The organism is Arthrobacter sp. LjRoot14 (genome assembly GCF_964253905.1).
Lineage (GTDB): Bacteria > Actinomycetota > Actinomycetes > Actinomycetales > Micrococcaceae > Arthrobacter.
Genome location: NZ_CAXURL020000001.1, coordinates 3,332,596 through 3,346,085, shown reverse-complemented (window position 1 = coordinate 3,346,085; position 13,490 = coordinate 3,332,596). Strand labels below are relative to the sequence as shown.

General features: G+C 68.3%; 14 protein-coding genes. 11 read left to right on the top strand and 3 right to left on the bottom strand.

Annotated features, from left to right (window positions below; all coding sequences use genetic code 11):
• Positions 1 to 7: 7 nt before the first annotated feature.
• Positions 8 to 544: an N-acetyltransferase family protein gene (locus ACSQ12_RS15055; protein WP_436065924.1), complete on the top strand. Its 537-nt coding sequence runs from the start codon at positions 8 to 10 to the stop codon at positions 542 to 544.
• 28 nt (positions 545 to 572) lie between these two features.
• Here the strand turns inward: ACSQ12_RS15055 and ACSQ12_RS15050 are convergent, their stop codons facing one another.
• On the bottom strand, positions 573 to 1,940 hold the full coding sequence (locus tag ACSQ12_RS15050) for a 6-phospho-beta-glucosidase (protein WP_436065923.1): 1,368 nt from the start codon (positions 1,938 to 1,940) through the stop codon (positions 573 to 575).
• 115 nt (positions 1,941 to 2,055) lie between these two features.
• Between ACSQ12_RS15050 and ACSQ12_RS15045 the strand changes: the two genes are divergently transcribed.
• From ACSQ12_RS15045 to tsaD, 6 genes are read left to right on the top strand one after another with little or no spacing between them, the layout of a single operon-like run.
• Positions 2,056 to 3,147, top strand: a complete 1,092-nt coding sequence (locus ACSQ12_RS15045) for a PfkB family carbohydrate kinase (RefSeq protein WP_436065922.1) — start codon at positions 2,056 to 2,058, stop codon at positions 3,145 to 3,147.
• 42 nt (positions 3,148 to 3,189) lie between these two features.
• A complete protein-coding gene (gene alr, locus ACSQ12_RS15040; RefSeq protein ID WP_436065921.1) occupies positions 3,190 to 4,383 on the top strand; it encodes an alanine racemase in 1,194 nt (397 codons plus the stop codon).
• Complete coding sequence (gene tsaE, locus ACSQ12_RS15035; RefSeq protein WP_436065920.1) at positions 4,380 to 4,967, top strand: tRNA (adenosine(37)-N6)-threonylcarbamoyltransferase complex ATPase subunit type 1 TsaE; 588 nt, start codon at positions 4,380 to 4,382, stop codon at positions 4,965 to 4,967. The genes alr and tsaE overlap by 4 nt, the downstream gene beginning before the upstream one ends.
• A complete protein-coding gene (gene tsaB, locus ACSQ12_RS15030) occupies positions 4,967 to 5,638 on the top strand; it encodes a tRNA (adenosine(37)-N6)-threonylcarbamoyltransferase complex dimerization subunit type 1 TsaB (RefSeq protein WP_436065919.1) in 672 nt (223 codons plus the stop codon). The genes tsaE and tsaB overlap by 1 nt, the downstream gene beginning before the upstream one ends.
• Positions 5,639 to 5,643: 5 nt before the next feature.
• Positions 5,644 to 6,195, top strand: coding sequence for a ribosomal protein S18-alanine N-acetyltransferase (gene rimI, locus ACSQ12_RS15025; protein ID WP_436067008.1), 552 nt, complete (start codon positions 5,644 to 5,646; stop codon positions 6,193 to 6,195).
• Complete coding sequence (gene tsaD, locus ACSQ12_RS15020; RefSeq protein ID WP_436065918.1) at positions 6,192 to 7,262, top strand: tRNA (adenosine(37)-N6)-threonylcarbamoyltransferase complex transferase subunit TsaD; 1,071 nt, start codon at positions 6,192 to 6,194, stop codon at positions 7,260 to 7,262. Before rimI ends, tsaD begins: the two co-directional genes overlap by 4 nt.
• Before the next feature lie 45 nt (positions 7,263 to 7,307).
• Here the strand turns inward: tsaD and ACSQ12_RS15015 are convergent, their stop codons facing one another.
• On the bottom strand, positions 7,308 to 8,459 hold the full coding sequence (locus tag ACSQ12_RS15015; protein WP_436065917.1) for a glutamate--cysteine ligase: 1,152 nt from the start codon (positions 8,457 to 8,459) through the stop codon (positions 7,308 to 7,310).
• Positions 8,460 to 8,609: 150 nt separating this feature from the next.
• On the opposite strand from ACSQ12_RS15015, the gene ACSQ12_RS15010 reads away from it, so the two are divergent.
• Together ACSQ12_RS15010 and ACSQ12_RS15005 are read left to right on the top strand one after the other, a co-directional pair.
• Positions 8,610 to 10,328 carry a glycoside hydrolase family 3 N-terminal domain-containing protein gene (locus ACSQ12_RS15010; RefSeq protein WP_436065916.1) on the top strand — a complete coding sequence of 573 codons (1,719 nt, stop codon included), beginning with the start codon at positions 8,610 to 8,612 and terminating at the stop codon, positions 10,326 to 10,328.
• Positions 10,329 to 10,385: 57 nt separating this feature from the next.
• Positions 10,386 to 11,216: a shikimate 5-dehydrogenase gene (locus ACSQ12_RS15005; protein WP_436065915.1), complete on the top strand. Its 831-nt coding sequence runs from the start codon at positions 10,386 to 10,388 to the stop codon at positions 11,214 to 11,216.
• 43 nt (positions 11,217 to 11,259) lie between these two features.
• Here the strand turns inward: ACSQ12_RS15005 and ACSQ12_RS15000 are convergent, their stop codons facing one another.
• The gene (locus ACSQ12_RS15000) at positions 11,260 to 12,504 is read right to left on the bottom strand and encodes a THUMP-like domain-containing protein (RefSeq protein WP_436065914.1); all 1,245 of its coding nucleotides are present in this window, start codon (positions 12,502 to 12,504) and stop codon (positions 11,260 to 11,262) included.
• 55 nt (positions 12,505 to 12,559) lie between these two features.
• Here ACSQ12_RS15000 and ACSQ12_RS14995 point away from each other — a divergent pair, with 55 nt between their 5' ends.
• Both ACSQ12_RS14995 and groES read left to right on the top strand, forming a co-directional pair.
• Positions 12,560 to 12,958 carry a hypothetical protein gene (locus tag ACSQ12_RS14995; protein WP_209743202.1) on the top strand — a complete coding sequence of 133 codons (399 nt, stop codon included), beginning with the start codon at positions 12,560 to 12,562 and terminating at the stop codon, positions 12,956 to 12,958.
• A gap of 206 nt (positions 12,959 to 13,164) precedes the next feature.
• A complete protein-coding gene (gene groES, locus ACSQ12_RS14990) occupies positions 13,165 to 13,458 on the top strand; it encodes a co-chaperone GroES (protein WP_003805290.1) in 294 nt (97 codons plus the stop codon).
• Positions 13,459 to 13,490 lie beyond the last annotated feature (32 nt).

Genomic DNA, 13,490 nt, shown 5'->3' with positions numbered 1-13,490 from the left:
GGCGCGTGTGAGCGCAACCGCAGACGCAACCGCAGAGTCAAGCCGGCACCCGGGCGGCATCGAAATCCGCCCCGCCACCGCAGCCGACTGGCCCGGCATGTGGGCCATCCTGGAACCCGTCATCCGGGCCGGGGAGACCTTCACGTGGGACCGCGGCACCACGGAGGACGAGGCCCGCGCGCGCTGGTTCAAGGACGCCCCCGGCCAGGCATTCGTGGCCGTCCAGGACGGGTCGGTGCTGGGGACAGGAGAGCTGCACGCCAACCAGGGCGGGGGAGGCAGCCATGTGGCCAACGCAGGCTACATGGTCCACCCGGACCACGCCGGCAAAGGACTGGCCAGGGCACTCTGCGCCTATTCGCTGGACGCGGCCCGGGCGGCAGGCTTCCGGGCCATGCAGTTCAACGCCGTGGTGGAGAGCAACGTCCGTGCCGTGGCGGCCTGGCAGGCCATGGGCTTCGACGTCCTCGCCACCATCCCGGACGCCTTCAACCACCCGACGCTGGGCTACGTGGGCCTGAAGGTGATGTACCGCAAGCTGTAGGCATGGCCGGAGTCAAGCCCCGCCGGAGTCAGGCCCCGCCGCCCCACAGCTGTCCGAGCGCCGGAAACGCCGCTTCGTAGCCGGCCAAAAGCTTCACAGCCAGCTCCTCGGAATCGATCAGCGGGTGCAGCGCAAACGCCTGAAGAGCGTCGGCCCGTCGTTCCTGCACCACGGAAGACACCGTGAGCCGCTCGACCTCCTTGACCCGCTGCATGAGGGCAAGCTGCGCGTCCCCGGGCCGCTCCTGCGGCAGCGGCACCGCGCCGTCGGCGGTCACCCGGCAGGGAACCTCGACGACGGCGTCCGCCGGCAACCCGGGAACCGAACCTGCGTTTGGGGTGTTCAGGATGAGCTCCGTACCCCCGGCCGGCGCACCACCCGACAGGGCCCGCATCACGCCGAGGGCAACGCGCTCGTACCCGCCGCCCGCGAGGTCCTCCTCGTCCCGCTGTTCGCCGCCGGCGCGTGCCTCAGCCAGGTAGCCTTCCTCGCGCGAACGTCGGGCCGAGTCCCACAGTTCGTAGGCGCGGGGCCCGGCCGCGGCCAGTGCCGGGTACAGCCCGGACTGCTGGTCGTGGATCGATTCGCCGCGTGTCTGCCGCATCGCGCGGATGGCGCCGACGGCCCGTTCGGTGTCGTAGTAGTAATAGAGGTACTCGTTGGGCAGGCAGCCCAGTGCCTGGAGGAAGGGCTGCGGGAAGAGCCGTCCCTCCTCGAAGCCGGACAGGGCCTGTGCGTCCGCCAGCAGTCCGGGCAGCAGGTCCTGACCCCCCGACTCCAGCCGGTACAGCCAGCCCAAATGGTTGAGTCCGTAGTAGCCCGCGCCGTCGAGCTTTCCCTCAGGCAGCGGGGCGCCGGCTGCCCGGGCAGCGCGGTGGACCAGGCCGCCGGCCGAATCGCAGATGCCGATCACCCTGGTGCCCAGCACGGGGACCAGCGCCTCGGTGACCATTCCGGCCGGGTTGGTGAAGTTGACCAGCCATGCCCCGGGGCATCGCTGCTTCATTTCGCGGGCCAGGGCCAGCATCCCGGGGATGGACCGCAGGGCGTAGGAGATTCCGCCTGCGCCCGTGGTCTCCTGGCCCAGCAGGCCCAGGCCGATTGCCACGCGTTCGTCGGCGGTCCGGCCCGCTGTTCCTCCGGGGCGGATGGCCGCGAACACCATGTCGGTGCCGCCGAGGCCCTCGGCCAACGATGTGGTGGTGCTGACCGCAGGGCCGGGTGCGCCGCCGGACGCGCCCATTGATGCCAGGACGGCCTTGATCGCGGCCAGCCGCAGGGGATCGACGTCGAGGAGCACAAGCTCGCGAACCAGCCCTGCGAAGGGGCCGGAGGTGAGCGCCCGGTACACGAGCGGGACACGGAACCCGCCGCCACCGGCAATCATGAGCCGCATACCTCGCAGTCTATTCTGCTGCGGCGGGCCACTCACGGGGACCCGCGCCCAGCCCGTGGCGCGCCCCGTGGCGCGGCTCTTTGCAGGCGTGGCGCGAGGGCGTAGTCTGCCGAACATGGACGCGATACCAGAGCGCCGGTTCGACCCGCTCTCCGCCGTCCGCACTCCCGCGGACGGGAGCTTCGACCTGCTCCTGACGGGAACGGTCTTCCAGGACATCATCTTCACCGGGCTGCCCCACGCGCCGGAGCCGGGCACCGAAATCTGGAGCGAGGGAATGGGCAGCTGCCCGGGCGGTGTGGCCAACCAGGCCATTGCCGCCGCGCGGCTGGGACTGCGGACCGGTCTGGCGGCTGCCTTCGGTGATGACGGCTACGGGGACTACAACTGGAAGATCCTGGCCGCCCAGGAGCACGTGGACCTGTCCCTGTCCAAGCGGGTACCAGGCTGGCACTCGCCCGTGACAGTCTCGCTGAGCGTGCAGCACGACCGCTCCATGGTGACCCACGGCCACCCGGCCCCGGTCACCTCCTCGGAACTGATCGGGACGCCGCCGGCCGCTCTCGCCGCCGTCGCCGACCTGGATGAGGAACTGGCCCCGTGGGCGGTTGCCGCCCACAGCGCCGGAGTCAAACTTTTCGGCGACGTCGGCTGGGACGCCACCGGCAAATGGTCGTCCACCAGGCTGGACAACCTCGAGCACTTCCACGCGTTTATGCCCAACCAGCGCGAGGCCATGGCGTTCACCGGCCGGGACACGCCCTGGGCGGCGCTGTATGCGCTCGCCGACCGGGTTCCGGTGGCCGTGGTGACCCTGGGGCCGCAGGGTGCCATGGCCGTGGACTCCGAAACGGGCGAGGAGGAATGGGTGCCGTCGCTGCCCGTGTCGGCCTTTGACCCCACCGGGGCCGGGGACTGCTTCGGCGCTGCCTTCATTGTGGGCAGCCTGGCGCGCTGGCCGCTGGCGGACCGGCTGCGGTTCGCCAACCTGTGCGCGTCGCTGGCGGTCCAGGAAGTGGGCGGGTCCCTGGCAGCACCCGGCTGGGGCGACATCGCCGACTGGTGGAAGCGGGCCAACGCCAGGCCGGAACGGCAAAGCAGCCAGTGGCTGCGGCGCTTCAGCTTCCTCGAGGAAATCGTCCGCGATGTTCCCCCGCAGGCCCTGCGACGGGCCACGGCAACCATCGCCCACCTCTCCGACGCCTAGCTGAATTAAGCCACCCGCCGTGCCGCCACTAGAATCACTAGGGTGACTTACCCAGCAGCAACCGAACGTTCAGCCAGCGAACGTTCAGCAGTGATCGACCTGGACGCCATCCGGCACAACGTGCGCCATCTGGCCGCCGTCGCCTCTCCCGCGCAGGTCATGGCCGTGGTGAAGGCCGATGCCTACGGGCACGGTGCCGTTCCGGTGGCGCGCGCAGCGCTGGAAGCCGGGGCGCGCTGGCTTGGCGTTGCGCACATATCAGAGGCGCTTGCCCTGCGCGCTGCAGGCATCGAGGCCCCGCTGCTCGCCTGGCTGCACACGCCGGACAGCAACTTCGGCGCCGCCGTCGCCGCCGGGATAGACATCGGCTGCTCCGGCTGGGAACTGGAAAAGATCGTCCTGGCGGCCCGGGAGCAGGAACGCCCCGCGCGCATCCACTTGAAGGTGGACACCGGCCTGGGCCGCAACGGCTCAACGCTGGAGGCATGGGACAGCCTGGTGGGCGAAGCCATGGAATACCAGGACGAAGGACTGCTCCGCGTTGTGGGCATCTTCTCCCACCTCGCCGTGGCGGATGAGCCGCACCGTCCGGAAACGGACCAGCAGCTGCAGGCCTTCCGCGAAGTCCTGGCCATTGCGGAGGACGCCGGCGTGGACCCCGAAGTGCGGCACCTGGCCAACACCCCTGCCACTCTGTCCCGCCCGGACACGCACTTCGACCTGGTCCGCGTGGGACTTGGCATTTATGGACTCTCACCTTTCGAGGGCCAGTCGCCGGCCGAGCTGGGCCTCCGCCCGGCGATGACCGTCCGCACCAAGGTGTCCCACTGCAAGGACGTCCCCGCGGGCCAAGGCGTTTCCTACGGGCTCAATTACCGGACCGCCGCCGCCAGCACTCTGGGACTGATCCCGCTGGGCTACGCGGACGGCGTGCCCCGCGTGGCCACGGGCGGCCCGGTGCGGGTGGAAGGTCGGAACTACCCGGTGGTAGGCAGGATCGCGATGGACCAGATGGTGATCGACCTCGGACCCCGCGGCGTGTCGTCCGGCGGGGCCAGCGTGCTGGGTGCCGAGGCCGTCCTCTTCGGCGACGGCACGGACGGCGGCCCGACGGCGGACGACTGGGCCCGCGCGGCGGGCACCATCAACTACGAGATCGTGACCCGGATCAGTCCGCGTGTTCCCCGACGGTACGTCAACGAAAGCCACACGGACGGACCGGGTGAGGCGCGATGAATGATCCGCAGTGGGAGCTGTCCCTGACGGTGCAGAGTGCCGAGGAAACCCATGCCCTTGCGGCGGCCCTTGGCGCCGTTCTTGACGCGGGCGACCTCGTCATCCTGACCGGAGAGCTCGGCGCCGGCAAGACCACCTTTACCCAGGGGCTCGGCGAGGGGCTGGGGGTGCGGGCCGGCATCATTTCCCCCACGTTCGTCCTGGTCCGCATCCATCCCAACCTTCCGGACGGCCCGCGTCCCGGCGGCCCCGACCTGGTGCACGTGGATGCCTACCGGCTGGAAAGCGCGGCGGAGATCGATGACATCGACCTCGAAAACACCCTGGACAGCACCGTCACCGTGGTGGAGTGGGGCCGCGGACGGGTGGAACACCTCAGTGACAGCGCGCTCGACGTCGAACTGCACCGTCACCTGGGCTCCTCACCCGGCGCTGCGGGAGGCTCCGCGCCGGGCTCCGCTGACGGCGTGCTGGACTTCGATACGGACGACGACGATGAGCCCCGCACCATCATGATCCGCGGTTACGGCCCCCGCTGGGCTGAACAGCCCCTGCTGCCTGCCGCTCTGAAAGGGAATTCCTGATGCTCATCCTTGCCATCGACACCTCAGCCGTGGCCAGTGCGGCGCTGGTTTCGGACGACGCGCCGGAGGGTGTGCTGGCGAGTTTCTCCACGGAGGACACCCGCAGCCACGCCGAAGTGCTGGCTCCCGGCATCGACGCCCTGCTCGCCGACGCCGGAGTGACGGGGGTGGACATCGACGCGATTGTGACCGGCGTGGGCCCGGGGCCGTTCACGGGACTGCGGTCCGGGATCGCCACGGCGCGGACCCTCTCGTACGTCTGGGGCAAACCCCTGTACGGCCTGATGAGCCTGGACGCCATGGCCCTGGAAGTGGCCGAATCGACTGCTGCTGTGCCGGAGTTCCTGGTGGCAACGGATGCCCGGCGCAAAGAGGTCTATTGGGCGCGCTACTCACTCGTGGACGGCCAGCTGCCCCTGCTCGTTGACGGACCTCACGTGGGCTTCGCCGCCGATCTTCCCGACCTTCCGGCCTACGGTGCCGGTGCGGGCATCTACGAGGACGTGCTGAAAGCCGATCCGGATTTCAGCACCGAGCAGCCGGACGCCCTGTATCTTGGCCAGTTCGCCCTGGCGAGGCTGGCCGCGGGGGAGCAGCTGCTGGACTCCACGCCGCTGTACCTCCGCGAGTCCGATGCGCAGGTTCCCGGGCCCCGGAAGCGTGCGCTGTGACCGGCATGGCGCACGCTTCCGGGACCGCGCCGGCAGGGGTGACGCTGCGCAGCATGAACCCGACGGACATCCCCGCGGTGCATACCCTCGAATGCAGGCTGTTCCCCGTGGACGCCTGGCCGCTGCAGATGTTCCATGACGAACTTGCGCAGGCTGAGACACGCCACTATCTTGTGGCCGAGGTTGCCGGTGACATTGTGGGCTATGCCGGCCTGATGTGCATCGAACCGATTGCGGATGTGCAGACCATCGCCGTGGTACCCGAGTGCGAAGGCAAGGGAATCGGCTCGGCCCTGCTGACCGAGCTCATCGCCGAAAGCCGGCGGCGCCGCGCGGCGGACGTGCTGCTGGAGGTCAGGGCGGACAACCCCCGGGCCCAGGATCTCTACCGCCGCTTCGGCTTCGAGCAGATCCATGTCCGGCCGAGGTATTACCGGGACGGCGTTGACGCCCTGATCATGCGGCTCCAGCTTCAGGACTCCGCCCTGATCGACCGGCCGGCGGGCACCGGCGCGACTACAGACACTATGCCGGCCACGGAGGCAGACACACCATGAACCGAACACAGCCCCTTGTCCTGGGCATCGAGTCCTCCTGCGATGAGACCGGCGTGGGAATCGTGCGCGGAACTGCGCTGCTCAGCAACACCGTGTCCTCCTCCATGGAAGAGCATGTCCGCTTCGGCGGAGTCATCCCCGAGATCGCCTCCCGTGCACACCTGGACGCTTTCGTGCCGACTCTCCAGGGAGCCCTCGCGGACGCGGGTGTCCGGCTCGACGACGTGGACGCTATCGCCGTCACCTCCGGTCCCGGGCTGGCCGGGGCGCTGATGGTGGGTGTGTGCGCCGCGAAGGCGCTCGCGGTGGCCACGGGCAAGCCGCTGTATGCCATCAACCACCTGGTGGCCCATGTGGGCGTCGGCCTGCTGCAGGAAGAGAACACGCTGCCTGAACACCTGGGCGCCCTGCTGGTATCCGGCGGTCACACCGAAATCCTCCGGATCAGGAACATCACCGACGACGTCGAGCTGCTGGGCTCCACGATTGACGACGCCGCCGGCGAAGCCTACGACAAAGTGGCCCGGCTCCTGGGGCTCGGCTACCCGGGCGGACCGGCCATCGACAAACTGGCCCGGACCGGCAACGCGAAGGCCATCCGGTTCCCGCGCGGACTGACGCAGCCCAAGTACATGGGAACCGCGGACGAACCCGGCCCGCACCGCTACGACTGGTCCTTCAGCGGACTGAAGACCGCCGTCGCCCGGTGCGTGGAACAGTTCGAAGCCCGTGGCGACGACGTGCCGGTCGCGGACATCGCGGCCGCCTTCCAGGAAGCCGTGGTGGACGTCATCACCTCCAAGGCGGTGCTCGCCTGCAGGGAAAACGGCATTACCGAGCTCCTGCTGGGCGGCGGGGTTGCCGCGAATTCGCGGCTGCGCCAGCTCACCGAACAGCGGTGCAGGGCGGCCGGAATCCGGCTGACTGTTCCGCCGCTCGAGCTGTGCACAGACAACGGTGCCATGGTGGCCGCCCTCGGTGCCCAGCTGGTGATGGCCGGCATCGAGCCGAGCGGCATCGGCTTCGCCCCGGATTCGTCCATGCCGGTTACCACCGTTTCGGCGTAGCCCGCACAGCGCCGCGGCCCCCCGTCCGCAGCGCAGCTAAGAAGTTCAGGCGGTGGGGCCGTTCCGCATCTGTTTGACGAGGTCCAGCACCACGGCCCGGAGGTCTCCGCCGTGTTCCGCGGCGACGCGGCGCTGGCGCTGGTATCCGGCACCGCGGCTGATGATCTTTTCGACGTCGGCGAGCTCGTCGGAGCAGCCGAGCCTCGCAGCCACGGGCTCGAGCCGGTTCAGGGTTTCGAGCAGGTGCTCGGTGACCAGCTGCTCGTTGCCCTCGGCGTCGAGGATGATGATCGCCTCGAGGCCGTACCGCGCGGCACGCCACTTGTTCTCCTGGACGTGCCAGGGAGGCATGGTGGGAATGGTGCCGCCGTTGTCCAGGATGGTGGAGAACTCGTCCACCAGGCACTGGGTCAGCGCCGCGATCGCGCCGACCTCTTCCAGCGTGGCCAGGCCGTCGCAAATGCGCATCTCGATGGTGCCCAGGTTGGGGACCGGGCGGATATCCCAGCGGATCTCCGAGATTGTGTCGATCACTCCGGTGGTGAACATGTCCTGGACATAGGACTCGTACTCCGCCCAGGTGGAGAACTGGAACGGCAGGCCGGCGGTAGGCAGCTGCTGGAACATCAGCGCGCGCTGGGAAGCATAGCCGGTGTCCTCGCCGCCCCAGAACGGACTCGACGCGGACAGCGCCTGGAAGTGCGGGAAATAGTTCACCAGGCCGTCCAGTACCGGCAGGACCTTGTCGCGGCTGTCCAGGCCCACATGGACGTGGACTCCGTAGATCACCATCTGGCGGCCCCACCACTGGGTGCGGTCGATGAGCTTGGCGTAGCGGGCCTTGTCCGTGACCGGCTGCAGCTGGGGAGGGCTGAAAGGATGGCTTCCGGCGCAGAAGACCTCAACGCCCATGGGGTCGGTGACTTCCCGCACCGCGGCAAGGGAACTGCTGAGGTCGGCCTTGGCCTGCGCCACTGTTTCGCAGATGCCGGTGACGAGCTCCACTGTGTTCAGCAGGAGTTCCTGCTTGATGTGGGGGTGTTCGTCGTCCTCGTTGAGCTCGGGATGGTTGGCCGCGACGCCGCGAAGCACTTCATTGGCCACTGAGGCCAGTTCGCCGGTTTGCGCATTGACCAGCGCCAGCTCCCATTCCACACCAAGAGTTGATTGCCTGGATGAAGCGAAATCAATCTTCATGTGGTCCCTTCACTGTTCCGCCGTCCGTTGCCGAAGCCGCCTGCGGGCGGGCAACGGGTGGTTCAAGTCTAGTGCAGGGGTAGCATCGAGTTGATGGCTTGGTTTCAAGGACGCAGTGACAGTTCCCACAAAAAAACGCCGTACGAAAAAATGCCGGACACAAAGACTTTCCGCAAATCAGCGCTGGCCCTCGCCATGACGGCGGCCATGCTCGCGACGGCTGCTTGCACCGGTGTGCCTTCACGGTCGCCATCGGGAACGTCATCGGGAACGTCCCCCGCAACGGCATCGCCGTCCGGTGGAGCCATGCGCTCCGAACCCGGTGCTTCGGACGCCCCGCACTCGTCCGTGGCTGCCACCCCGGCGCCGGGAGAGCGCCAGCTCGGCTGGGGGCCGCAGCAGCAGGACGAAGACTCAGCCCGCGCGGCCGTCGCAGCAATGAGCGTTGAACAGAAGGCCGGGCAGGTGATGATGCCGTTCTTTGCCGGAACGGATTTTGCTGCGCACGCGGCAACCATGGAACGGCTGCACCTGGGCGGGGCGATCGTCATGGGTGACAACGTGCCCCTCTCCGCCGACGGAACCGTGGACACCGCGGCCATGGCGGCAGGCATCAACCGCCTCCGGAACGCGGCCAAGGCAGACGGACGCACCTGGCCGGCATTGGTCGGCGTGGACCAGGAGGGCGGGGTCGTGGCGAGGCTGCGCGCTCCATTGACGGAATGGCCGGCGCCCATGAGCTTTGGCGCCGCCGGCAACGTGGGGCTCGCAACCGACGCCGGCAAGGCGCTCGCCTCGGAGTTGGCCGGGCTCGGCTTCACTGCGGATTTCGCACCGGACACGGATGTCACAGCGGGGCCGCAGGACCCGACGATCGGTGCCAGGGCGATGTCCGGCGACCCGGACGCGGCAGCGGGCCTGGGCGTCGGCTTTGCCCAGGGAATGCTGGCGGCCGGGGTCCTGCCTTCCGCCAAACACTTCCCGGGGCACGGCTCCGTGGCCGTCGACTCGCACGAGAACCTGCCGGTGCAGAAAGCAACGGTGGAGCAGCTCCGCGCAAAGGACTGGAAACCCTTCCAGGCCGCCATTGATGCCGGGCTGCCCATGATCATGACCGGCCACATCTCCGTGCCCGCGCTGGAACCGGGCGTGCCGGCGTCGTTGTCCAAGCAGAGCTACGCCGCCCTCCGCGGCATGGGCTTCAAGGGCGTTGCGGTGACCGACGCACTCAACATGGGTGCCATCAAGAAGCAGTACCCCGGGGACTCCGCCGCGCCGCTGGCCCTGGCAGCGGGGGCGGATCTGCTGCTCATGCCCGGGGACGTGGCCGCCGCCCACGCGGCAGTGGTCAGCGCCGTCAAGACCGGTGCGGTGCCGGCATCACGCCTCGACGAGGCCGCGCAGCGGGTGGTGACCATGATGATGTGGCGTGCACGGACTCCTGCGCCACAGGGCGCCGCCCCGGGAAGCGGCTCCGCCCTCTCCCAGCGTATTTCCGCGGCCGCGGTGACCGTCCTGGCCGGACCGTGCCACGGGCCGATGGTGCCGGGAAGCGTCCGCGTGGCCGGCGGCAGTGAACAGGACCGCGCCCGGTTCGCCAAGGCTGCCCGGGCGGCCGGCATTACCCTCGGCGCCGGGCCGCTCGTGACGCTGATCGGTTACGAAGGGCCGCCGGCCACGGGCGACGTCGTCGTGGCCCTTGATGCCCCGTGGCCGCTGGCCGGCTCGGCGGCACCCGCCAAGGTGGCTCTCTACGGGCGCAGCCAGGAAGCCTTCAACGCCCTGGCTGCCGTCCTGGCCGGCAAAGCGCCGGCACCCGGAAAGCTGCCTGCCGCCGTCGGGCCGTATGCCCCCGGAAGCGGTTGCTGACGCCTTGTCGTGTGGCGTAACAGTGCTGACCGGGCTCCGGAGGCGTTTAATGGACCCGTGCCAATTCTGAATAAAGACATGACCCTGTGCATCTCGCTCTCGGCCCGGCCGAGCAACAACGGGACCCGCTTCCACAACCATCTTTATGAGCAGCTGGGCCTGAACTGGATCTACAAGGCTTTCGCGCCAACGGACCTGGCGCAGGCCATCGCCGGCGTCAGGGGCCTGGGCATCCGGGGCTGCGCTGTGTCCATGCCGTACAAGGAAGATGTCATCGCGCTGGTTGACGTTATGGACCCCTCCGCCAAGGCCATCGATTCGGTCAACACGATCGTGAATGACGGAGGCCGGCTCACGGCATACAACACCGACTACACGGCCATCGAGCAGCTGCTGCAGCGCAACGCCGTCCCCACCGACTACTCAGTGCTGCTCAAGGGTTCCGGCGGCATGGCCAAAGCCACCGCCGCCGCCCTCCGTGACGCGGGATTCACGGACGTCACCATCGTCGCCCGGAATGAGGCGTCCGGTAAGCCGCTGGCGGACCTCTACGGCTTCGCCTGGATCCCCGAGCTGCCGGCAGCGGATGCGGGCGGAACGGCGGACATGATCATCAACGTCACGCCCGTCGGCATGGCGGGAGGGCCGGATGCCGACTCGCTGTCCTTCCCGCAGGAGGCAGTGGACGCCGCGAAGGTGGTGTTCGACGTCGTCGCGCTGCCCGCTGAGACGCCGCTCATCAAGGCGGCCCGCGCCGCCGGCAAGACCGTGATCACCGGCGCGGAAGTCGCCACCATTCAGGCCCTGGAGCAGTTTGTGCTCTACACCGGCGTCCGGCCCACCGACGAGCAGGTCCGGGAGGCAGAAGAGTTCATGCGGGCCCAGTAGCTTAGGGCCCGGTACCTTGGGGCCCGGTCGCTTCGGTCCGCAGTTAGATCCGGGGCTGTACCGGCTCCACCGAGATGGCCACCCTGTCCTCGCCGATCCTGGTGAGGACCAGGGTGGCTGTCTTTTTGCCCTTCGAACCTTTGCCGCCGTTCTTGCCTCCCGCGAAAAGCTGCTTGCGGAGTTCCTCCGGGGTGACGGATGTGCCACGCTTCTTGATGTCCAGTACGCCGATGTTGTTCTGCTTCACCCAGGCCTTGAGGGCCTTGACGTTGAACGGCATGACCTCAAGGACTTTGTAGGCCCTGGCAAACGGGGTGTCCACGAGTTCCGGGGCACAGATGTAGGCAATGTGCTCATCCAGGAGGTGGCCGCCCAGCCGCGCCGCGACATCAGCCACGAGCCCGGCCCGGATGACGGCCCCGTCCGGCTCGTACAAGTACCCCTCCACCGGACCCACGGGCGCCACCGGGCCGCCGTCGAACTCTTCCCCGCTGGTGATTTCCGCCGCGCCCTGCGGGCCCAGCAGCAGCGCCGCCCGCCGGATGCCGGGCCGGCTGACCGCGTTGAACCACAGCGTCACCTCGGTGACGTCGCCGCCCACGGACACCCACTGCGCTTCGCAGCCGGCCGGCACAGAGTCATGCGGAATGCCCGGCCCCATCTTTACGCCCACGGCCCGCCCGGACTCAGCAAGGGATTCCACGAAGGACAGCGGCGGGGAGAATTCCTCCGGATCCCAGATCCGCCGCGTGCCCGAGGTCGAGGTGGTGCGTCTGGCCGGATCCAGCCAGACGCCGCCCACTCCCTCGAGCGGGACGGAGGTCGCATCGGAGTGGACCACACTGGCGTGCGGGAAAGGAATCAGGTTCATGGTGGCGCAGGCCGCCGTGGTCTCGTCCATTTCCACGGCGGTCACCCGGATGTCCATGGAGGCCAGGGCCATGGAATCGGCACCCAGCCCGCAGCCGAGATCGGCCACATGTTCGATTCCGGCGGCCGCGAACCGTTCTGCGTGCCGGGCGGCGACGTTGAGGCGGGTGGCCTGCTCCAGCCCGGCCGGCGTGAAGATCATCTGCCGGGCGAATTCGCCGAATTTGGCCTCGGCCTTGGTCCGCAGCCTGGACTGGGTGAGGACGGCGGACACCAGCGCGGGGGAGTGGCCGGCCTTTCGGAGCGACTCGTTGAGCCGGAACGCTTCGTCCTCCCGGTAGGGCCCCAGCGACGCCAGCAGCTCCCAGCCTTCGCTGGTCAGGAGCGGGGCGATCAGGTCCTGCAGTGCGTCAGCCATGTCATCAAGCCTAATCGAGGAGCCCTGCACCCGCGGTGCGGCTAGGGTTGGAGGCATGGAAGACAGCGCAGTGCAGCAGCCACCCGTCGATGATCAGGGCAATGACCGCCCGCAGCACACTGGACTTGCCAAATATGCCCGGACTGCGCTGATCGCCGGTTCCGCCATCGCCGTGGTCTGCCTGGCACTCCTGGTCATCATCTTCTTCCTGGATTCCTTCAACGCAACGGTGTACTCGGTGGGCGGCAAGAACATCCAGGACGCCACCGACGAGGCCCGGGAAATCCGCGAGTCCTATGCTGCCGTCCGCACGGGCGGCCTCGTGTTCCTCATTGCCTCGGTGGTTACGGCGCTCGCCGCCGCCGTCGTGCTGTACCGGAACCGCAACGTTACGAACGACGACGACACGGACGACGGCGACGACGTCGACTTTGAGGACCTGGCAGGGCGCTAGCCGTTCACCCGGGACGAAATTCTGGCACTCGCCTTGACCGAGTGCTAACCACTTACATAGAGTCATCATTAGCACTCTCCCTAGGAGGGTGCTAACACATGAAGAACTGCCAGCCACGCTGCTGCCGGCACCGCGACGACGGTTTGCATGCGCAGGCGCAACAGTTTTCCAGTCCATAAATTTGCTGACGTAAAGGAGAGGTCCGAGTGTCGGTCTCTATTAAGCCTCTTGAGGATCGTATTGTTGTCCGCCCGCTCGAAGCAGAGCAGACCACGGCTTCCGGCCTGGTTATCCCGGACTCCGCGCAGGAGAAGCCGCAGGAAGGCGAAGTTGTTGCAGTCGGCCCCGGCCGCTTTGAAGATGGCAACCGCGTTCCCGTCGACGTAGCCGTTGGCGACGTCGTTATCTACTCCAAGTACGGCGGAACCGAAGTCAAGACCGGCGGCACCGAGTACCTCGTGCTGTCCGCCCGCGACGTTCTGGCGATCGTCGTAAAGTAACTCTTGGACCCCCGCGCAGCCGATCCGTCTGA

Bases quoted from the DNA above. Each gene is read 5' to 3' on its own strand.
- ACSQ12_RS15050 (WP_436065923.1), bottom strand. From the start codon at position 1,940: ATGCGGCTCATGATTGCCGGTGGCGGCGGGTTCCGTGTCCCGCTCGTG.
- ACSQ12_RS15045 (WP_436065922.1), top strand. From the start codon at position 2,056: ATGGACGCGATACCAGAGCGCCGGTTCGACCCGCTCTCCGCCGTCCGC.
- tsaE (WP_436065920.1), top strand. From the start codon at position 4,380: ATGAATGATCCGCAGTGGGAGCTGTCCCTGACGGTGCAGAGTGCCGAG.
- tsaB (WP_436065919.1), top strand. From the start codon at position 4,967: ATGCTCATCCTTGCCATCGACACCTCAGCCGTGGCCAGTGCGGCGCTG.
- rimI (WP_436067008.1), top strand. From the start codon at position 5,644: ATGGCGCACGCTTCCGGGACCGCGCCGGCAGGGGTGACGCTGCGCAGC.
- tsaD (WP_436065918.1), top strand. From the start codon at position 6,192: ATGAACCGAACACAGCCCCTTGTCCTGGGCATCGAGTCCTCCTGCGAT.
- ACSQ12_RS15015 (WP_436065917.1), bottom strand. From the start codon at position 8,459: ATGAAGATTGATTTCGCTTCATCCAGGCAATCAACTCTTGGTGTGGAA.
- ACSQ12_RS15010 (WP_436065916.1), top strand. From the start codon at position 8,610: ATGCCGGACACAAAGACTTTCCGCAAATCAGCGCTGGCCCTCGCCATG.
- ACSQ12_RS15000 (WP_436065914.1), bottom strand. From the start codon at position 12,504: ATGGCTGACGCACTGCAGGACCTGATCGCCCCGCTCCTGACCAGCGAA.
- ACSQ12_RS14995 (WP_209743202.1), top strand. From the start codon at position 12,560: ATGGAAGACAGCGCAGTGCAGCAGCCACCCGTCGATGATCAGGGCAAT.